The organism is Actinomyces sp. oral taxon 849 str. F0330, assembly GCF_000239715.1.
GTDB classification, from domain to species: domain Bacteria; phylum Actinomycetota; class Actinomycetes; order Actinomycetales; family Actinomycetaceae; genus Actinomyces; species Actinomyces johnsonii.
In genome coordinates, this window is sequence record NZ_JH470357.1 from 1 (window position 1) to 20,379 (window position 20,379).

At 64.1% G+C, this 20,379-nt stretch carries 16 protein-coding genes and 1 pseudogene; 7 read left to right on the forward strand and 10 right to left on the reverse strand.

The window, feature by feature from the left end:
- From HMPREF0975_RS11545 to purD, 4 genes and pseudogenes are all read right to left on the reverse strand, one after another.
- Positions 1–271, reverse strand: a pseudogene (locus HMPREF0975_RS11545) (hypothetical protein); the annotation flags it as partial.
- Positions 268–972 carry a hypothetical protein gene (locus tag HMPREF0975_RS11550; protein ID WP_009234363.1) on the reverse strand — a complete coding sequence of 235 codons (705 nt, stop codon included), beginning with the start codon at positions 970–972 and terminating at the stop codon, positions 268–270. The gene HMPREF0975_RS11550 and the pseudogene HMPREF0975_RS11545, both read right to left, overlap by 4 nt.
- Positions 969–1,919: a phosphoribosylaminoimidazolesuccinocarboxamide synthase gene (locus HMPREF0975_RS11555; protein WP_009234364.1), complete on the reverse strand. Its 951-nt coding sequence runs from the start codon at positions 1,917–1,919 to the stop codon at positions 969–971. Before HMPREF0975_RS11555 ends, HMPREF0975_RS11550 begins: the two co-directional genes overlap by 4 nt.
- A 425-nt stretch (positions 1,920–2,344) precedes the next feature.
- On the reverse strand, positions 2,345–3,625 hold the full coding sequence (gene purD, locus HMPREF0975_RS11560) for a phosphoribosylamine--glycine ligase (RefSeq protein WP_009234365.1): 1,281 nt from the start codon (positions 3,623–3,625) through the stop codon (positions 2,345–2,347).
- A 212-nt stretch (positions 3,626–3,837) separates the two neighbouring features.
- Here purD and HMPREF0975_RS11565 point away from each other — a divergent pair, with 212 nt between their 5' ends.
- The 5 genes from HMPREF0975_RS11565 (at position 3,838) to HMPREF0975_RS15750 (ending at position 9,893) form a co-directional block, all read left to right on the forward strand.
- Positions 3,838–5,199 (forward strand): hypothetical protein, encoded by a 1,362-nt coding sequence (locus HMPREF0975_RS11565; RefSeq protein WP_009234366.1) that lies wholly within the window; start codon positions 3,838–3,840, stop codon positions 5,197–5,199.
- Between the two features lie 131 nt (positions 5,200–5,330).
- Positions 5,331–6,650, forward strand: coding sequence for a hypothetical protein (locus HMPREF0975_RS11570; protein WP_009234367.1), 1,320 nt, complete (start codon positions 5,331–5,333; stop codon positions 6,648–6,650).
- A 129-nt stretch (positions 6,651–6,779) separates the two neighbouring features.
- The gene (locus HMPREF0975_RS11575; protein ID WP_009234368.1) at positions 6,780–8,102 is read left to right on the forward strand and encodes a hypothetical protein; all 1,323 of its coding nucleotides are present in this window, start codon (positions 6,780–6,782) and stop codon (positions 8,100–8,102) included.
- A gap of 9 nt (positions 8,103–8,111) precedes the next feature.
- Positions 8,112–9,440 carry a hypothetical protein gene (locus HMPREF0975_RS11580; RefSeq protein ID WP_009234369.1) on the forward strand — a complete coding sequence of 443 codons (1,329 nt, stop codon included), beginning with the start codon at positions 8,112–8,114 and terminating at the stop codon, positions 9,438–9,440.
- A gap of 102 nt (positions 9,441–9,542) precedes the next feature.
- Positions 9,543–9,893 carry a hypothetical protein gene (locus HMPREF0975_RS15750; RefSeq protein WP_009234370.1) on the forward strand — a complete coding sequence of 117 codons (351 nt, stop codon included), beginning with the start codon at positions 9,543–9,545 and terminating at the stop codon, positions 9,891–9,893.
- A gap of 101 nt (positions 9,894–9,994) precedes the next feature.
- Here HMPREF0975_RS15750 and HMPREF0975_RS15755 read toward each other — a convergent pair whose 3' ends face one another.
- On the reverse strand, positions 9,995–11,329 hold the full coding sequence (locus tag HMPREF0975_RS15755; RefSeq protein ID WP_009234371.1) for a hypothetical protein: 1,335 nt from the start codon (positions 11,327–11,329) through the stop codon (positions 9,995–9,997).
- 635 nt (positions 11,330–11,964) lie between these two features.
- On the opposite strand from HMPREF0975_RS15755, the gene HMPREF0975_RS11585 reads away from it, so the two are divergent.
- Positions 11,965–12,456: a hypothetical protein gene (locus HMPREF0975_RS11585; RefSeq protein WP_009234372.1), complete on the forward strand. Its 492-nt coding sequence runs from the start codon at positions 11,965–11,967 to the stop codon at positions 12,454–12,456.
- 122 nt (positions 12,457–12,578) lie between these two features.
- Here the strand turns inward: HMPREF0975_RS11585 and HMPREF0975_RS11590 are convergent, their stop codons facing one another.
- The 5 genes from HMPREF0975_RS11590 to HMPREF0975_RS11610 form a co-directional block, all read right to left on the reverse strand.
- The gene (locus HMPREF0975_RS11590) at positions 12,579–13,367 is read right to left on the reverse strand and encodes a VOC family protein (protein ID WP_009234373.1); all 789 of its coding nucleotides are present in this window, start codon (positions 13,365–13,367) and stop codon (positions 12,579–12,581) included.
- A gap of 134 nt (positions 13,368–13,501) precedes the next feature.
- Positions 13,502–14,329 (reverse strand): helix-turn-helix domain-containing protein, encoded by an 828-nt coding sequence (locus HMPREF0975_RS11595; RefSeq protein ID WP_009234374.1) that lies wholly within the window; start codon positions 14,327–14,329, stop codon positions 13,502–13,504.
- A 335-nt stretch (positions 14,330–14,664) separates the two neighbouring features.
- Complete coding sequence (locus HMPREF0975_RS11600) at positions 14,665–15,786, reverse strand: hypothetical protein (protein ID WP_232212521.1); 1,122 nt, start codon at positions 15,784–15,786, stop codon at positions 14,665–14,667.
- A gap of 167 nt (positions 15,787–15,953) precedes the next feature.
- Positions 15,954–17,009 (reverse strand): hypothetical protein, encoded by a 1,056-nt coding sequence (locus HMPREF0975_RS11605; protein ID WP_232212522.1) that lies wholly within the window; start codon positions 17,007–17,009, stop codon positions 15,954–15,956.
- A 422-nt stretch (positions 17,010–17,431) separates the two neighbouring features.
- Positions 17,432–19,279 carry a phosphoenolpyruvate carboxykinase (GTP) gene (locus HMPREF0975_RS11610; RefSeq protein WP_009234377.1) on the reverse strand — a complete coding sequence of 616 codons (1,848 nt, stop codon included), beginning with the start codon at positions 19,277–19,279 and terminating at the stop codon, positions 17,432–17,434.
- Positions 19,280–19,522: 243 nt separating this feature from the next.
- On the opposite strand from HMPREF0975_RS11610, the gene HMPREF0975_RS11615 reads away from it, so the two are divergent.
- Complete coding sequence (locus HMPREF0975_RS11615; protein ID WP_009234378.1) at positions 19,523–20,350, forward strand: LppM family (lipo)protein; 828 nt, start codon at positions 19,523–19,525, stop codon at positions 20,348–20,350.
- Positions 20,351–20,379: the final 29 nt, after the last annotated feature.

The window sequence follows — 20,379 nt, forward strand, 5'->3', positions numbered from 1 at the left end:
TGTCCTCCTCCGTCATGAGCGCCGTGCCGCCCGCGTCACGGGGGCCGGCGGCGCCGTCGGCCGAGCCCGGGGCAGAGGTGGCCGACACTGCAGAGGCATCCGAGGCCACTGAGCCGGCGGGGGCCGGGTTGTTCCCGGAGCGGACGACCTCGAGCAGCCCGTTGCCGCCGGCCCTGGTGGCGGTGGTCTTCGCGCGCGGGGCCTTCTTGGGCATGATGCCCCAGTTGACGGGACCTTGCTCGTTGTCGGGACGTCGGTCACGGGGAGTCATGAGATCACCTGTCCCAGGATGGAGGCGAGCCCCAGGGCCACGAGCACGAAGCCGGTGGCGCCGAGCAGGAGCTGGCCGACACGGATAAGGGTCTCGCCGGTGGAGGTTCCGGCCAGGCGCTCGTCGGCCGCGCGCCCGAAGGACGTCGCGGCCAGCGCGGTGGTGACTGGGCCGGAGACCACGTCGAGGGTGGTCAGCTCACGCCGGCCGGTCGACTCGGGCACCAGCACCTTGGTTCCCGGCACGGTGAGCGCCGCCAGCTCGGTTCCGGGCTGAGCCGCCGTAGGGTCTTCGGCCCCCGAGCCCCGCGACGGGGATTGGGGACCTGTGCCGGACTTGGAACTCTTGCCGCTCGTGGCATTCGCGGCCTTCTTGGAGGCGGCGGCCTCAGCCTGCCGGCGGGCCCGGGCCGCGCGGACCCGATTGCGCTCCAGACGCAGGCGGGGGGCGTTGACCACCAGGGATCGGGCCGAGACCCGCAGGGAGGCGAGCAGGCCCAGTCCCACAAGGATGAGGGCGGTGCCGCCCAGGATGCGGGAGGTCCCCGTGACGCCCAGGGCAGAGGTGACGGCCGCGGATAGCGCCAGAACGATAGTCAGGACGATCAGGATGACGAGGACGTAGAACCCCGGGCCCGGTTTGAAGGCGCGGGCTGCCGTGCCCGTATCGGGAGCGTCCGTCGAGGGCTGGGTCGTGGTCATGACAGCTCCAGGGGGCGACCGGTCAATCGTTCGTAGGCCTCGAGGTAGCGCGCCCGGGTCCGCTCGACGACGTCGTCGGGCAGTACCGGGGGCGCCTGGTCGCCGTCGCGGTCCCAGCCGGAGGCAGGCGAGGTGAGCCAGTCGCGCACGTACTGCTTGTCGAAGGAGGGGGTGACCCGGCCGGGCATCCAGGCGTCGGCCGGCCAGAATCGGGAGGAGTCGGGGGTGAGGACCTCGTCGCCCAGCACCAGATCGCCGTCTGGGCCGGTGCCGAGCTCGAACTTAGTGTCGGCCAGGATGATGCCGCGCTCTCGAGCGATCTCGGCCGCCCGGGTGTAGAGGGCCAGAGTCGTCTCGCGCAGGGCGGTGGCGGCCCTCTCCCCCACCATCCGGGTGACGTGCTCGAAGGTGACGTTCTCATCGTGCTCGCCGAGCCCGGCCTTGGCGGCCGGGGTGAAGATCGGCTCTGGCAGGCGGGACGCCTCGGTCAGGCCATCGGGCAGGGGCACGCCGCACACGGAGCGGCTCGCCCGGTACTCGGTCAGGCCGGAGCCAGTGAGGTAACCGCGGGCCACGCATTCCACCGGGAACATCTCCAGGCGCCGGCAGATCATGGCCCGTCCGGCCACCTCGGCGGGGACGTCGAGGGAAACAAGGTGGTTCGTGACGACGTCGGCGAGCTGCTCGAACCACCAGGCGCTCAGGGCGGTGAGGACCCTGCCCTTGTCCGGGATCGGGGTGGCGAGGATGTGGTCGTAGGCGCTGATGCGGTCCGAGGCGACCACCAGGAGCACGTCCTGCCCGCCCCAGGGACCCTCGGCGACGGGGGCGTAGACATCCCGGACCTTGCCGCTGGAGCGGTGCTCCCAGCCTGGAATGGTGGGAGTCTGTGAGGCGGATGCTGAGGCCCCGAGGCTGACGGAGGCGGAGCTCGCGGACTGAGTCATACCCCCATCCTGCCATCGGCGGGCGCCGCGTGTCCGGTTCCGAGTGGCGGCGTCGTCTGCGTGAGTCGCCACTTCCGACCTCGCGTCATCACGCCAATTCATCCGGGTCGCAGGAGAAGAGGGCCCGGATGGAGACCGGAGCAAATCCGACCTGTGGGAAGGGAACGATTCGGATGGGAGCCGGTTCCCGCGCAGGCGGGTGGGACGCTGACGTGGCACAACGCCGACGCCAGCGCGCGCCCCGCGCAGCCACCCGAAGCGCTGCGGGTCGGTCTCAGGAAAGAGCAGCGGGTGTGCGCTTGATCTCGGAAGAAGTGCGGGTGATTAGGCGCACTCCGCCCTCGTGACCGTATCTTCCGACCCGGAAACTGCGGTTTCGGAGCAGAAAGCGAGCCACACCATACTGTCGCGGCGATGTGAAAGGCCTACTCGGTACCGTCGGCGCCTCCGGCGCCGACCGCTTGGGCGATATCGGTGCGGTACTGGGCGCCCTCGAGGCCGATGCGTTTGACGGCTTCGTAGGCGCGCGCTCGCGCGTCCTCCACGGTGGCCCCCATGGCAACGACGGACAGGACGCGCCCGCCGGTGGCTACCAGCTCACCCCGTTCGGTGGTTCCGGTGCCGGCGTGCAGGACGTGGACGTCGTCGAGCTCCTCGGCGGCCTCGATCCCGGTGACGGCACCACCGGTCGTCACGGTTCCGGGATAGCCGGGGGCGGCGATGACGACGTCGACGGCGCACTGCTCGGACCAGACCGGCTCGGGAGCCTCGGCCAGGGCGCCGGTGGCGGCGGCGTGGAGCAGTTCGGGCAGGGAGGAGGTCAAGCGGGCCAGAACGGCCTGGGTCTCCGGATCGCCGAAACGGACGTTGAACTCCACGACGCGCAGTCCACGGCTGGTCAGGGCCAGGCCGCAGTAGAGCAGGCCGATGAAGCCGGCGCCGCGACGGGCCATCTCGTCGACGACGGGCTGGGCGACTTCGCGCACCACCTGCTCGGTCAGGTCGGCCGGCGCCCAAGGCAGGGGCGAGTAGGCGCCCATGCCGCCGGTGTTGGGGCCGGCATCGTCGTTGAGGAGCCGCTTGAAGTCCTGAGCGGGCGCCAGGGGGCGGACGGTGGCGCCGTCGCACACGCAGAACAGGGAGGCCTCGGGGCCGTCGAGGTGATCCTCGACGACGACGCGGCCGCCGCCGCGACTCAGGCAGGCGCGGCCGTGGGCCAGGGCGACGGGGCGCTCGTCGGTGACGACGACACCCTTGCCGGCGGCCAGGCCGTCCTCCTTGACGACGTAGGGGCTGCCGAAGCGGTCCAGGGCAGCGTTCAGCTCAGCCTCGGTGGTGCACACGGCGGCCTCGGCGGTGGGGACGCCGGCGGCGGCCATAACTTCCTTGGCGAAGGCCTTCGAACCCTCCAGGCGGGCGGCCTCGGCGCTGGGGCCGAAGCAGGGGATCCCGGCGTCGCGCACAGCATCGGCAACGCCCGCCACCAGCGGTGCCTCGGGACCGACGACGACGAGGTCAGCCCTCATCTGCGTAGCGAGGGCGACGACCTCGTCGGGCACGCAGGGGTCGATGTTGAGGTTCGTGGCGATGGCCGCCGTCCCGGGGTTGCCGGGGGCGACGACGAGCTCGGTGGTCTGCGGGTCACGGGCGAGGGCACGGGCCAGGGCGTGCTCACGCGCGCCGGAGCCGAGGAGCAGAATCTTCACGGCCTCAGCCTAGATGATGAAGGCCATAACCACGCCCGGAACTGCGTGGGCTGTGCGTCCGGCGGGGCATATATGACCGGCCGAATCCTCCAGCCGCTGCACGGGGCTCGGCGGTAGGTGCTTCCCATGGGGAGACCGGCCCTGACGAATCCGCGATATGGCGCCCTATGGTGGGGCGAGTCGGTCGGCGAAGCAACAGACGGAGGAGAGACGTGAACAGCACCGCGAACCCCGAGGTGGAGATGGCCGATCGCGTGGCCGCCTTGATGGGCGCCGCCCTGACTGAGGCGGACGTGCACCGGTTCCTGCTCGACGCCGCCGACATCCTGGGAACCGAATCCTTCGCCGTCTACGGCCCGGAGCTTTTCTTCCGCTGGGCACGCGGAGACCGTTATATCGAGATCACGCCGGGCCCCTCGTCCTCGGATAAAGGCCACTCGCTGTACGTCAAGTCTTTCGACCGCGAACGGGCCATTGATATCGACGAGTGTCTGACTTTCGAGAACTGCGAGCTCTGCGAGTTCCCCTATGTATGGACGGCGGAGCTCGGAAGGACCGGGTTCAACACCTTTGGACCCGGCACTCATTACGCAGTCACCTGGGAGATGTTCGACCAGACCATCGCAGTCATCCTCCACGCCCTGCCCGACAACCTGGCACTCATACCGCCGCAGTGGCGCCGCCCCCTCACTCTCCGCTGGGACATGGGCGCCACGGGCCTGGGACTCGTCTCCTTCACCGGCACGGCCGAGGGCCTCACGGTCACCGCCGAGTCCACCGGGGAGCAGGTCCTCATCCCCCGCGCGCTTCTGGGAAATCAGGTGAAGATGGGCGACGTCGTCGCCGGCCTCGCCGGAGGTCTGCCCCTGGCGGACATCCGCTTGGCGGGCTCTGAGGGCTTCGGCGACGCCAATCATCAAGAGCTTTATGTCACTACCCCCAACGGGAACGAGTCCGGTTGGGACAAGGACATCGTCGAGTCCCTCATCCAGGAGCACAAGGAGAACGACTCCCGACCAGCGATGACCATGGAGGACCTCCGGCAGCTGGCCGCCACTCCCGCCGCCACATCCGCCTCGGCGGACGCCACCGATGAAGACCCCGAGCAGTCTCAGCCGCGCTGGACGACTGTGCCGATGAAGATCGGCCTGTCCATCCCCCAGATCCTCTCCGTCGTCGAGCAGGTCATTACGGGTGCCCCTATGGAGGATGTTCTGACGCGGCTTGGCGGACAGCCAGAATCACGGTGGGGTAAGACGGCTCTGAGAGGAAACGGTTGGCTCGCGGAACCGTCCTCGAAGGGTGTCAGCTGGGAGATCGAGGTGGTGACCGGGCCGGAGGGGGATGAGGGGAAACTGTTGTGCTTCGATGAGCACCATCTGGCCGACTACGCCTGGCGAATCGCCCAGGCCCTGGAACAGCGCTACGGCTCTCCGTACGGAATGCTCACCGACAACGACGGCTGCTTTTCCCGCTTGTTCCGGGTTGGAAACCATGGCATCGAGGTGGGCACCAGTTTCCCCGCCGTGACGGTCGAGACCGGTTCCTTCGACAAGCTTGCCGAATTCTGGTGATGATGAAGCGGAACCGATACCCCATGCCTATCCAGCGGACACCCCATGGGGAGAGCGACCCTGACGAATGCGCGTGATGGCGCTCTATGGTGGGGTGAGCCGTTCGGCGAAGCAGCAGACGGAGGAGAGACGTGAACAGCACCGCGAACCCTGAGGTGGAGATGGCCGATCGCGTGGCCGCCTTGATGGGCGCCGCCCTGACTGAGGCGGACGTGCACCGGTTCCTGCTCGACGCCGCCGACATCCTGGGAACCGAATCCTTCGCCGTGCACGGACCCTATCTGCGCTTTCGCTGGCCCCTCGGGGACCGTTTCATCGAGATTATTCCGAAGTCCTGGAACGGCGAGTACTTCCTGAGCGTGAACTCTTTCAACCGCGAGCGGGCCATCAATATCGAAGAGGGTCGGGAATTCGAGTACGGCGAGTTCTACGAGTTTCCCTATGTGTGGGCAGCAGAACTCGGGAGCACCCCATTCCACAATTCGATCTACGGTGTTTGTATTCTCAACTGGGACATGTTCGATGAGACCCTGGCGGGCGCTCTCGAGGCCTTACCGGGCAACTTGGATCTTATTCCACCGCAGTGGCGCCGTCCCCTCACCTTCCGATGGGATATGTCAGCCTCAGGCCTGGGAACTGTCGCCTTCACCGGCACGGTCGAGGGCCTCACTGTCACCGTCGAGTCCACCGGGGAGCAGGTGCTCATTCCTCGAGCGCTCCTTGGAAACGAGGTGAAGATGGGTGACGTTGTCGCCGGCCTCGCTGGAGGCTTACCGCTGGGAGCCATCCGCTCCGCAGATCCCGACGGCATTGACTGGGTCTGGACATCTATTTTACACAGCGATGAGCGGCATCCCTTCGACACCAATGCCGACGAGGAGCGCGAGGAGGGTCCGGCACGCCCCGCAATGACCATGGACGACCTCCGTCGACTCGTTGCCGTCGCGTCCATCGACGGCAACGCCGCCGATACCGAGTCCGAGCCCTCCGGTGCGGTCCCGGATGTGGAGATCCTGCCCATGAGGATCGGCTTCACCATTTCCCAGGTCCTCGGCATCGTCGATCAGGTCCTCAAGGGCACCGATGCGGAGGAAATTCTGAAACGGCTCGGCGGGCAGCCAAAATCACGCCGGGATAAGCCAGTTCTGCGAGGGGACGGTTGGCTCGCGGAACACCTCTATGGAGGTGGTGGTTGGGCGATCGAGGTGGTGACCATTCCCGAGGGCGAAAGACAGTGCTTCGATCAGCGGCATGTGGCCGACTACGCCTGGCGAATCGCCCAGGCCTTGGAGCAGCGCTACGGCTCTCCGTACGGAATGCACACAGATAACCATGGCAATCTCTCCCGACTGTTCCAGATCAGGGACCACGGCGTCACAGTCAGGGGCTGGTTCAGCACCGTAACGGTCGAGATCGGCTCTTTCGACAGGCTCGCCATGCTCGGCCGGTGAAGTGGTATCAACTCCCCTGTCCGGCGAGCACTCCCATGGGGAGAGTAATCCTGATGAATCCGCGAAATGGCGCCCTATGCTGGGGTGAGCCGGTCGGCAAGGCAACTGACGGGGGAAGAGAGGAGAGACGTGAACAGCACCGCGAACCCCGAGGTGGAGGTGGCCGACCGCGTGGCCTCGCTCCTGGGCGCCACCCTGACCGAGGCGGACGTGCACCGCTTCCTGCTCGACGCCGCCGACACCCTGGGAACCGAATCCTTCGCCGTCTACGGCCCGGACCTCTCCTTCCGCTGGCGGCTCGGGGAACGGGTCGTCGAGATCAAACCGGACTACGACTCTCGGACTGGCGAGTACTCCTTGCAGGTGCGGTCCTTCGACCGTCGCTCCCCGGTCTACGAGGATGAGTATCTGACCTTTGAGTATGGTGGACTCGACGAGTATCCCTACCTATGGACGGTCGGGCTCGGGAGACTTCCGTGGGACGAGTGGGGTCCCAGCGAGTCCGTCATCGACACCTGGGACATGTTCGACCAGACCATGGCGGTCATTCTCCGTACTCTGCCCGACAACCTGGCCCTCATGCCGCCGCAGTGGCGCCATCCCCTCACCCTCCGCTGGGACATGGGCGCCGCGGGCCTGGGGCTCGTCTCCTTCACCGGCACGGCCGAGGGACTCACGGTCACCGTCGAGGCCACCGGGGAGGAGGTCCTCATCCCCCGCAATCTCCTCGGCAGCGAGCGAAGCCAGATCAGTATGCGCGACGTTGTCGCCGGCCTCGCCGGAGGTCTGCCCCTGGCGGACATCCGCTTCGCCGGCTCCGAGGGCTTCGACAGTGTCTGTGTCACCTCACCTGGTGGCGACGAGCCCGGTTGGGACAGCAACGACGTCGAGTCCCTCCCCCAGGATCGTGGCGAGGACTCACCCCGGCCGGACATGACGATGGATGACCTCCGTCGGCTTGTCACCATAGCCCCCGCCGTCGAACCCGCTGGGCCCGGGATGGACCAAGAGATCCTGCCGATACGGATCGGCCTGTCCATTCCCGAGGTTCTCCACGTCGTCGGTCAGATCGTCACCGGCGCCGATGGCCATGCCACCTTCAGGCGCCTCGGCGGGCAGCCGAGGGTGCGGTGGGGTGAGCCGGTTCTGAGAGGAGATGACTGGCTCGCGAGACGTTCGCATACCGGTGATGGCTGGATGATCGACGTGGCCATGCGCCCAGAGGACAAGTCTCAGTGCTTTGATAAACGCCAGGTCGCGGATTACGCCTGGCGAATCGCCCAGGCCCTTGAACAGCGCTACAGCTCTCCGTACGGAACGCACACTGACAACAACGGTTACCTCTCCCGACTGTTCCAGGTCGGGGACCACGGGGTCACCGTGAGGGGCGGGCTCAGTGCGGTGATGGTCGAGATCGACACCTTTGAGTCACTCGCCTCGAACGATTGGTGAGGCAATCCCGTGAACCCCGAGGTGGAGGTGGCCGACCGTGTGGCCTCGCTCCTGGGCACCACCCTGACCGAGGCGGACGTGCACCGCTTCCTGCTCGACGCCGCCGACACCCTGGGAACCGAATCCTTCGCCGTCTACGGCCCGGACCTCTTCTTCCGCTGGCGGGTCGGAAAGCGGGTCGTTGAGATCGAACCGGACTACAATCCCCGGACCGGCGAATTGTCCTTGTGCGTGAACTCCTTCAACCCCGACTACCCCATTGATATCGACGAGTATCGGGATTTCAAGTGGGGCGAGGCCGAGGACTATCCGTACTTATGGACGGTGGAACTTGGAAGGACCCCGTTCAATGACTGGGGCCCCGGAGAGGCCTACATCATCAGCTGGGAGATGTTCGAGGAGACCACAGCCAAGACTCTCGGCGGACTTCCCGACAACCTGGCCCTCATGCCGCCGCAGTGGCGCCGCCCCTTCACTCTCCGCTGGGACATGGGCGCCGCGGGCTTGGGGCTCGTCTCCTTCACAGGGACGGTCGATGGCCTCATCGTCATCGTCGAGGCCACCGGGGAGGAGGTCCTCATCCCCCGCAATCTCCTCGGCAGCGAACGAAGCCAGATCAGTATGCGCGACGTCGTCGCTGGCCTGGCCGGTGGGCGCCCCCTCAGTGATATTCGCTTCGCCGGTGCCGAGGGCTTCGGGGACGACGGCGTTATCGCCGCCAGCCCCAGCGGAGACGAGGACGACATAGAAAAGGATGAGATCGAGTTCCTTCTCAAGGATCGGGGAGGCAATGAGCCCGGGCCTGCGATGACGATGGATGAGCTTCGCAGGCTTGCCGCCTCCACCCCCGCACCCAACGGTCCCACTCGACCTGCGGTGGACTGGCAGGTCGTACCGATGCGGATTGGCCTGTCCATCCCCCAGATCCTCTCCGTCGTCGAGCAGGTCCTCGACGGCGCCGCCATCAAGAGCGTCCTCAAACGGCTCGGCTGCCGCCCGAGCATCCGGGCGTGTTGCCCCATTCTGCGCGGAGACGGCTGGCTCGCGGAACGTTCGCTCTTCACGCGCATCTGGAGTATCGAGGTGGTGACCGAACCCAAAGGGAAGTCGAGAAGATTCGATGACCGCCACGTGGCCGACTACACCTGGCGAGTCGCCCAGGCCCTGGAGCAGCGCTATGGGTTCCCCTACGGAATACGCACTACTAACGACGGGTTTCTCATGCGCCTGTTCCAGATCGGGGACCACGGAGTCAAGGTGACCAGCGGATTCAGCATGGTTGAGGTGGAAATCGACTCCTTCCAGACACTGCTGGAGGACTCATACGGACGCAACTGAGTTACCCGCGCCTTCCGACCCCAGTGCGAGGAGCGAGCTCGGTAGGCTCGGCCCCGTTCTGGGGCGCGAAGTCCCTGGAGGGCGATGCGTCAGGAGGCCCCGATGGGAGTCGACCAGTCCCCTGGGACGACGGCGGTCGATACAGGAGACGGCACGGCGGCCGGCGTTGTTCCCAACACGGAGGTCATCGCAGAGATCAACGCGGTGACAATTCGCCGACTCGGGGCCGTTTATCTCCCGCCGACCGCCGGCGGGCCGGCGCCGTCGCACTCCGCCCCTCCACGGGGCGAGCCCACCGCGCCACCGCCGAGCGCCGATCCGGGCATCGAAACTGCCCTGACCACCCTGCGCGCTCTGGGCTACCGGCTCTCCACCCCGGTACGGGATGCTCTCACTGCGACCCGTGGAAATGTGCCCAGTCCCTTGCCCGCCCCACGACTCCAGGAAGCCTGACCCGGAAAGACCCAACCGCAGCTGCCCAACACGCGGTGAGTTGTTACACCCCATGCCATGGGAGTCGAAGACCGTCAGAATGGCACTGGCCTCCACATAGCTTACTCACTGGCAACCTCAGCTTCACAAGGTGCATCGAATGTCGTCATCTCGTTGATAAAGTCACGCAGCTTTATGGTTTTCCCATCCAAAACCGAGTCTTCGGGAACAATCAGATCAGCGACAGCAAAATAATTCTCAATATCCACCTCCCTCAACGGTCGAATCATTCTTTTAGATAACTTACGTTGTGCAACTGTTACAATATGAAGAACCAAGAACCACAGTGAAAACTCCCGATGTCCACGCAGCGTCCTCCATACAAGTAGTTCTAGAATGACATTAACACCAATGGCCGACAAAGATGCTAACCACCAATTTTGAATCATTATATAATAACCAAACACCTGAAGAGGCACGCCGATTATACAAAATATACTGGCACCAAATGTCGCAGACCACCATTCGGTTCGATCTAACTTTAGTCCAGGCACTCTTACCCACTGCACCGATTGGCACACAGCCAACATGACGGCGTACCACAATGAGGTTTCACCAAACAGAATCAACACCAGCGAAAGCCACTCAAACCTCGCAGGAAGAATTGTGTAGTGAACGCTAAGCGATAACCAAAGCGACACGCCAGGCATCCCTGAGACAAAGGCAACGAAAATAAAGGACAACCAGAACCAGCCTTTCTCCCCCACTTCAACCCACTTTACCCGAAGCTTTCGATCGAGGACATTGTATCGCGGAGAGACGCCGTGAAAATATCTCCATTTTGCCACCCTTCGAAGGGTAAGAAGATCCTTTGCATAAGAACTAATGGCGATACCGTCTCCAATCTTCATTAACGCCGGAAGACTTGCCGAAAATAGGTAGATCGTCATTAAAAATAACGCCGACAGTATACTCATTGCACCATGCTTCCGAAGCAAGGCATCTACCCAGAATAATATGACAGCAACTCCGCACACATATGCATTCAGACATAAAATGAACAATGCAGACATCTCTCTGTTCACGGTATCGACAACGTCTTGGAGCCACTCACCATGAAGTACCGAACTTTTTGGTCGAGCTCGCGCACTCCATGTCATTCCGGCAATCGTCAGACCCACTGGGACAGCTGCCAAGACAATCGCTATGACGAGTCCACGAAATTCACCATTTTCGCCTCCAAACCCCCAGTATTTCAATTTACCCACTAATGACAAATATGCCTCCCCCTTCCCTCTCGGCTTAATGACAACACACCACGCGGCACCAACGACCGTCAGGACCACCAGGCACGACAGTAGGAACACACTTTGGATCGCATCTAGCCGGTGCTTCAGTGCAAAGCCTTTCGATTCCAATCCGCGAAGCGATCCCATCCTTGCATTGCGATGAGCCACAATTCACTCCTCTCCTTAATCGACACCACAAGTTGTATCACAGTTCGAAGTCAACAACTTGCTTATCGTAAGCGGGAGCGCTTGATCAACTTCAGTAGATGATTGCATTAACCTGATATATAATGCGAATCTTCACTGGCAATCCACTTGCGCCGCGACATACCCGCAAAGCTTGATCAATTCTGCCAGAACACCGTTGACGTCGATCGATCACAGAACCGAATAACTCACATTCTTACGTACATCAGTACAATAGAGACTACGAGAATCCGCTATCCTCAGACATCTTCCGGGGCGAACGGGTGCCAGACGGCGATCTGCCAGGAGGACCCGGTAGGAGTCGATCAGTCCCCTGGAACGACGGCCAATGTTGCCCCCACTGATGAGACCACCGAGGAGCAGTCCATTTCTCGCCGACCACGGCCGGCCAAGGCCGTCGCATCCGCTCCGCCGAGCTCCTGCGCCAGGTCACCCCGGGGCGCACCGAGCAGGACTTCGGCTCCCACCCGTGGGACTACTTCTCCTCCCCCGGAGCGGAGACCCTGCCGTGGCGTGTTGTTACCATCAAGGCGGCCACGGGCACCAAGACAACGCTCATCCTTTCCACCCGTCGCCCCGGCCCCGCCGACGCCGCGGTGGTTCGCACCGTCGAGGAGGCCCTGCGCCGGCGGGCGCACCTGGGGCGGACCATCGTCGACCAGCGGCTCTACAAGGGCTACACGGTGCCGCTGGGGCAGCGTTCGGCCTCACCGGGCCTGCGCACGGCGGGGCACGGAACCCGGCTGCCTCTGCCCGAGGGCGAGACGATCCGCTTCTTCCTGCACTGGCGCGACCTGGCCGTGGGCGTGGGCGAGCACCAGGTGGCGAACCTGGATCACAGCAGCAACCGGGCCCTGGCGCATCTGCTCGACCTGCTGGAGGGTCGGCGCATGCCGCTGGCGCATCTACTGGGGCTCTTGGCAGACGACGTGGTCGAGGACCCCGATAGGGCCCAGCTGGTCTTCGGCGAGGGCGGGATCCTGCCGTGGCAGACCGAGCGGCTCCTGGCGCTGCTGGACCCCGAGAGAGTCACGACGGACACGGTCTCCGAAGCGGACGGGGGCGCCAAGGACCGGCAGGCGGGGTAACACTGGGCAGTGTCCAGCCATGAGGGTGCTTCCTTCCGCATTTTCACAGCATCCAGCGCCCTCGCTTCCCGGACACGGCCGGGCGGGGTCATCAGTGACCCCGCCCGGCCGCTGTGTGCGGGTCAGAAGGTGGTGAGCAGGAAGCGCGCCCCGTACAGATCAGCAACCTCCACCATGCGCCCGAACGTGAAGTCGATGGGCTCGACGACGATGGTTCCCCCGAGCTCGCGCACCCGCTGAGCGGCGGCGTCTGCGTCCTTAACCCCGAAGTAGATGCGCCAGCGCGAGGGGGCCTCCTCACCTCCGAAATAGCCTGCCCGGCCCACACCGCTCACAGATCTGCCCCCGACGACGCTCGTGTAGAAGGACTGTTCCTGGTCGTCGATGGTCAGCCGGCGGGTGGGCCACTCGGCGGCCTCCCGGTAGAAGCGCTCGGCCAGTTCCAGGTCGCTGGCCAGGACATCGAACCACACCGGCATCCCGGCCTGGTAGGGGTAGGGTCCCTCGAAATCCTCATCTTCCAGGAGCCCGATGACGTTACCGTCGGGATCGGAGGCGAGGGCGTAGGCCATGGTCTCAGTGACGCGAGTGGGTTCCACAACGACACTCCCTCCGGTCCTCTCCGCGGCTCCGGCGGCGGTGCGGACGTCGTCGACCATGAAGCTCACCCGCCAGCCTGAACCACCGGGGGCCTGGGCGGCAGGTTCGAAGGAGCCGATGAGCCGGCCGCCGTGATGCACCTCGGTGGTCAGCGGTTCGTCCGGTTCACTGCGGGTGATCTCCCAGCCGAGGAGGTCCCGGTAGAACGCGGCCGAGGCGTCGATGTCCGGTGTGTACAGCTCGATCCAGCAGGGAAAGCCGGCAAGGCGCTCGGCGGGCACAGGCAGGGCATTGGCGGTGAGGTCGGTCATCAGTGGCTCCTTACTCCAGCTGCATGTCGAGGGACGTCATAACGCTCCACGACGGTAGACCGGTCGGCGCACCGCTAACGACTCCGATCCTGCTCTCTTGAGCGGTGCCCCTTTCAGGCCGACTCAGACGACCATCAGACCACCATCGCCGCCAGGGCCACAAGGACCGCGGGATCCCAGGGGAGGGCGGCGCGCACCGGCAGGGTGACGGGGCCAGCGACGGGAACCTCGGGGACGCGCAGTCGCGCGACGAGCGGGCTCGCGGGGGCCAGGTGCTCGTGGACGCTGGCACCGTCGGGAAGAACGGTGGCGAGGATCCAGGGAGCGTCCGGGACCACGGGCAGCTCCACCTCGTCAATACCACGACGCAGTGTCCCGGTGGCCGGCAGCCCGCTGGGGACGGGGCGGGGAAAGGTGCCGACCCACTGGTAGGGGGCAGGTCCGAGCGCACGACGCATCTTCTCCGGAACTTCCGGGCGTACGCGGATCCTCCCCGCCGCCGGTACCAGGAGGCTTACGGCCGGCAGGGTTTGCTCGGCGATCCGGTCGGCGATGCGACGCAGGGCGCCGGGCGGGGTTCCGACGTCGCGCAGGAAGCGCCGGCTGAAGGTACCCACCGAGGTGTAGCCGACCTCGTGACAGGTCTCCGCCACGCCCATCCGGTGGGCGACGAGGAGGTGCTTGGCCTTGTGCAGTCGCCAGGCAGCCAGGTAGTCCATGGGCGAGGTTCCGACGGCGGCCGCGAAGACCCGGGTGAGGTGGGAAGGGCTGTAGGCGAGGTGCGCCGAGAGGTCTCCGATGGTGACACGATCGCGAAAATGGGTGCGCAGGTACCGAGTGGCTCGCAGCGCCAGGTCGGCGACGGCCTCGTCGATCATCTGACCCATCTGTGCGCCGTCGGCCGCTGGAGCCACGTGGGAGGAGCCTGGCGACATGAACCCATCAGGTGAGTACTCGCGCATGACGCCACGTTACACAGCGGTGACCTCCGAAACGACGACGAGATAGAACCCCACCCACTCGTGGCGGAGGAGCTGGGACTCTGACATCGAAGATTCCACTGGCTAACACGCCGACACAGGCCACTTCCGCGGGAAGCCTGACTTCCTACACTGTCATCGCAACCGACGCACTCCCCAGGAACGGGTCGATGCCGATTCCCCAGAATCAGTCCCCGTGTCAGCCTCAGTACCAGACGGCGTCCTCGTACGGGTACCCCTCGCTCGCGTTCCGCACGCACCGAGTTGGTCCAGGACATCATGCCCACTCGGCGTCGACGAACGCCCGGCGTTCCGGTTCAAGCGGACTGATCTCGCCGCGGGATCATCAAACCGATGCTCTTTTCGAGTATCTCGCGTTCTTGTTGCATGCCCTCATCCTGCACGGCGATATACCGGCCGCTCTCTCGGGTGACTCCATGGGCGACACCCCAGAGCCAGATGGCTTCACAGCGGGCGACCAACTGCTCCTGCCTCCGACGAAAGTTCCCCCATGTGACACCGGCACCGTCCAGCGCGATCTGCCTCCCGTTGGCATGCACGACAAAGATCCTGTCCCCGACGACGAACAGGTCGGAGCGGGACTCCGGCCAAGCGCAGGTCCTCCTCCCGGCACGGATTCCTCGGTCATCCACGACTACTCGCTGGAAGCATCCATAAATCTTGTATAAGGGGTAGGCCATTAATACGGGAGCAAGAACAAGAAACAGTATCGCGTAGAGTCGATCCGAGTCACTCACCGAGGCTGTTTCATAGAATAGCTGCTGAACGCTAACGAAGATGAACAGTACCCCCAATCCAATAAGGAAGAGTCCACCGTTGCAGAGATGTTCTTTGATTCTGCGCCAGACCGGGGTGCAGAACACAACACGACTCTTTCTCATCATCTTGTCGGCCCCATGATTCTGACGAGCCTCCACCAGCCGAGGATCCTCGTGAACCGACTCAGAGTCAGAGACGATCCAACCGTGTCTGCGAACATAATTCAACAAGGCCCGGAGAGCAGCAGAGCCCCTGTTGCTGGAATCATCCAGCGTCATGCCGAGAACACAACCTGGAAGCCTGATGAGATCGTCACGATCACCATTCACGAGTACGATCCGAGTTCGATCGATTCCTCCTTCGGATCCAGGCGCAGTCATATCAAGCGTCGAAAGCGTGAACCTTGAGAGCACTGACGTCCAAGGACGTCGCTCAGTGAACAGAAGACGCCGCATCTCAACACCGGACTCACTCAGAACAGATCTACGTCGCGTAACATTTATCCCCCAGATCGTCGGATTGCTGAGCATCATAAGAACATACATGTCATCGGAGTGATAGAAGCCGCTCATCAGCGAGCCCAGCAATTGCGCCCCCGTTGACGCCATCCAGGCGACTCCCACGACGGCCGCCGCCATCGCGACGTACCGAACGGGCACTGAGCACCTCAGTATCAGGCGTCCATCTGAGGTCTCAGTCGTCCACCCCCGCAGCGACTTGTTCCTGACTGGGCGCCTGCTTCCGGAACCTCCAGAGGTGTTCCCGGCGCCACCAGAACGGCTCGTAAAAGATATCATCACACGTCACCCTCTCCCAGGAAATGCAATCAACCATTGAATGCAGCCGATGATCTCAATCCTGCACGTATCTCAAACACTTCTCTGTCTCGTTGCATGTCTTCGTCCCAAAGGCGGATATATCGGTCACGCTCTTCTGCGACACCATGAGTCACCCCCCAGAGCCATATGGATTCACACTGAGCTATCGCCCTCTCCTGCCGTTTTTTAAAACCACCGACCCCCAACCCCGTCGCAGGCAGGGGAACGGGCGAACCATCGCGCCCCGCTAAGAAGACTCGATCACCTGCGACATACAAGTCAGAGCGGGAGTCCGGCCACGGAATAACCCGCCCCTTGACTTGAATCCCCGATCGACGGACCAACGTCCTCCGAAAGCAAGACACTATTCCCACCAATAGAATCACCGTGGGAATAGCACCAAGAATGAGTAGAGTCACTCCGAGCATTACAAGCCAAACATCGCGAGCGTCATCCCTGAGCACGTCCTGCGCTCCCGCGAGGGGGAGTGCAGCCATGAAGAACATGATTATGCCCCAACTGCACATCATTTCCTTCAGCTTCCGCACAGCGGGAGCACAGTAGGTCAACTCCTTTCGATTCGCGATCGCCGTCCTATCTATCTCTCCGCGAGCCCGTACCATCTCAGGATCCGCCTGAAGATTACCGAGATCGGAGACCACCCAGCCCTTCTCCTCGGCGAATGACCAAATCCGCTCAATCATGTATTCGCCTTCCACCCAGGATACGCTTCCCGGTAGTCTGATAAGATCGTCCAGCGCCCCATTGATCAACATCAATCGATTTCGGTAGATAAGCATTCCATACGGACAGTGCCTACCGATTTCGATAGTGGAGAAGGTTATTTTTGATCGAGTTGCGGGCCAGGGGCGCAACTCCGCGAAGAGAAGTCCCCGCATCTCAATGCCCGATTCGCTAAGAACAGTTCGGCGCCGCAATGTGTTCACCGCCCACGCGAGCGCCCCTACAGTAAGGCAGAGAAGGAAGTGAGTATCTTCCGGCGAAAGAGAATCGCTCAGGCGCATTTTAAGAAGAAACAGCCAGACAGTAGAGATGATTATCACTGCCGCTGCAGCCAGTCTCACTAATAGCGACCTACGCAGGATCAGCCTGCAGTCGCCCTTATGAATACACTTGAGAGTAGCCCAACCTCTAAAGGGGTTCTTGAGGCGTACAAAGGAACCGTCTGGGGTATAGCGACCAATACCATCTTCGCCTAGAATGCCGCGGACATTACTTACGTAGAAGTTTTCTCGACGTTCCACTCTCACCACCTCCGCATGGCGCACCGTGGTTCGATGCAGCACCATAGATGCCCCACCCAACCGCCGTATTATTTCCACTATATTCCTTTACGTCATAGGAATCTGCCCGTCACGATGGGCACCACTCACCACCTCGGTACGACAGAGAGACGGGGGCTCCCACCGGCGAACCGGTGGGAGCCCCCGTCAGAGTCCTTCGCAGGGAAGGCCCTCAGCCGTGATCAGGCATTCTTGGCCTTGGCGATGCGCTCACGGAACTTGGCGAGCTGCTCCTTGATGGCCTCGGGGAGCTTGTCGCCGAACTGCTTGTAGTACTCCTCGGTGTCGTCCATTTCGGCGGACCAGGCCTCGGGGTCGATGTCGTACATCTTGGCCCACTCCTCCTCGCCCAGGTCGAGGCCCTCGAGGTTGAACTCCTCGAACTTGGGGTAGCGGCCGGTGACGCCGTCGATCGCCCCGGCCTCGCCGGAGGCGCGGCGCACGATCCAGTCGAGCACGCGGGAGTTCTCGCCGTAGCCGGGCCAGATGAACTTGCCGTTCTCGTCCTTGCGGAACCAGTTGACCTGGTAGACCTTGGGGAACTTGTCGCCCAGCTGCTCCTGCATCTCCAGCCAGTGCGTCCAGTAGTCGGCCATGTGGTAGCCGCAGAAGGGCAGCATGGCCATCGGGTCGTGGCGCAGGGAGCCGACCTTGGCGTCCAGGGCGGCGGCGGTGACCTCGGAGGCCACGGCCGAGCCGATGAACACGCCGTGGGCGTTCTCGTACTGCTCGGCGACCAGCGGCACGTTGGTGGCGCGGCGACCGCCGAAGAGGATGGCGTCGATGGCCACGCCCTCGGGAGCCTCCCAGTCGGGGCAGATGATCGGGCACTGCGAGGCCGGAGTGGTGAAGCGGCTGTTGGGGTGGGCGGCCTTCTTGCCCTCGGCGGCATCGGCCGGGGTGAAGTCGTTGCCCTGCCAGTCGATGAGGTGCTCCGGCATCGGGGCGTCGATGCCCTCCCACCACACGTCGCCGTCGTCGGTCAGAGCGACGTTGGTGAAGATGGTGTTGGCCTTCATGGTGTCCATGGCCATGGGGTTGGTGTCGTAGGAGGTGCCGGGGGCGACGCCGAAGAAGCCGGCCTCGGGGTTGATGGCGCGCAGGCGGCCGTCGGGGCCGGGGCGCATCCAGGCGATGTCGTCACCGACGGTCTCGACCTTGTAGCCCGGGATGGTGGGCTGGAGCATGGCAAGGTTGGTCTTGCCACAGGCGCTCGGGAAGGCGGCGGTGACGTGGTACTGCTTGCCGGTCTTCTCGTTGGTCAGGCGCAGGATGAGCATGTGCTCGGCCATCCAGCCGTCGCGGCGGGCCATGGTCGAGGCGATGCGCAGCGCGTAGCACTTCTTGCCCAGCAGGGCGTTGCCGCCGTAGCCGGAGCCGAAGGACCAGATCTCATTGGTCTCCGGGAAGTGGGTGATGTACTTCTCGTCGTTGCAGGGCCAGGTGGTGTCCTTCTCGTGCTCGGCCAGCGGCGCGCCGACGGAGTGCACGGCCGGGACCCAGGGGCGGCCCTCGGCGATGAGGTCCATGGCGGCCGAGCCCATGCGGGTCATGATCCGCATGTTGACCACCACGTAGGGGGAGTCGGTCAGCTCGATGCCGAGCTGGGAGATGGGGCCGCCCAGGGGACCCATGGAGAAGGGGATGACGTAGAGGGTCCGGCCGCGCATGGCACCGTCGAACTTCTCGTGGAGGATCTTCTTCATCTCGACCGGGTCGTACCAGTTGTTGGTCGGGCCGGCGTCCTCCTCCTTCTCGGAGCAGATGAAGGTCCTGGACTCCACACGGGCGACGTCGCTGGGCAGGGAGCGCGCGAGGAAGGAGTTGGGGCGCTTGTCGGGGTTGAGGCGGGTGAACACGCCGGACTCGACCATCTCGGTGGTCAGACGGTCCCACTCCTCCTGTGAACCGTCCGTGAAGTAGACGTTCTCGGGCTTGGCCAGCTCGGCGATACGCGTGACGAATTCGATGACATTCTCAGGGGCGTTGGCCGGCGCTGCGGCGCGGACGTCCTTCTCAGACACAGTCATGCGAGTCCCTTCCTTGGGTATGTTGATCCGGTGAGCACGCCGTTGCCGACCCGCTCAGTCGAGAGCAATACTCCCCCACCCGGCGCCCGAGGTCACATCGCCGAAGGTCCCAGCCCGGCCTCTCCACCCGGTCACAACGCCATGCGATCGGCCACATTCGGGAGGATGACGGCTTTTACAGCGTTTGAAACGGCATGGTTCCGCCCTCAGTGAAGGTCCAGTACGAACGTGTAGCGTTCCCGCATGCCCGTCGCATCCGCCCCGACGTCCCGTCCCCCGTGCTCCGCCGCACGTCCCCGACTCGGCCCGCTGGTGCGCCTGGCCCTGATCGCCGCCTCATGCCTGGCGCTGAGCGCCTGCACCGCCCACATGAACATGACCATCAGCTCTCGGGGCAGCTACGACGTCGCCCTGGAGATGCGGGATACGACCGGCACCGTCTTCCCCCAGGGCAAGCCCCCCGACTGCTCGACCTACTCCGATCCGACCACCCTGGGAGTACCTGCGGGGACCACGGTCAAGGCCGAACCGATCACCGGCGACGACGGACTCGGCTGCCAGGTGAATATCAGCGGGGTGAAGGTCCCGCAGGCCTCGACGGCTGAGCCGAACACCATCGTTGTGCGCGACGGCGACGTCTACAGGGTGACGATCCACCCCCTCTCCTCCGACCCCTCGCAGGACTCCGGCCAGGACGGCGGGGCGACGGGGGCGCCACCGGAGGCCTCAGCCGCCCCGTCAGATGACCAGGGCGACCCCCAGTCAGGCAGCACGTCCTTCAAAGGGATAGTCGATACTAAGGTCTCGATCACCTTCCCCGGTGCGGTAACGCAGTCCGGCGGGGGCAAGGTCTCGGGCACGACGGTCACCTGGGACGACCCCGACACCGTGGCCAAGGGCGTCAGCGCCTCGGGCTACGCCCAGGACTCCCGGGGCGTGTCCTGGTGGAATCGCTCCGCCGTCTGGCTAACCGCGGGACTGGTCACGCTCGGCGGGGTCCTGGCGGTGGCCGTCCTGCGGCGGCGCACAGCGAGGCGCATGTCGCGCCGACGGCGCACGCGCGAGAAGTAACTATTGACAGGCGGGTGCTCCCATGCAGG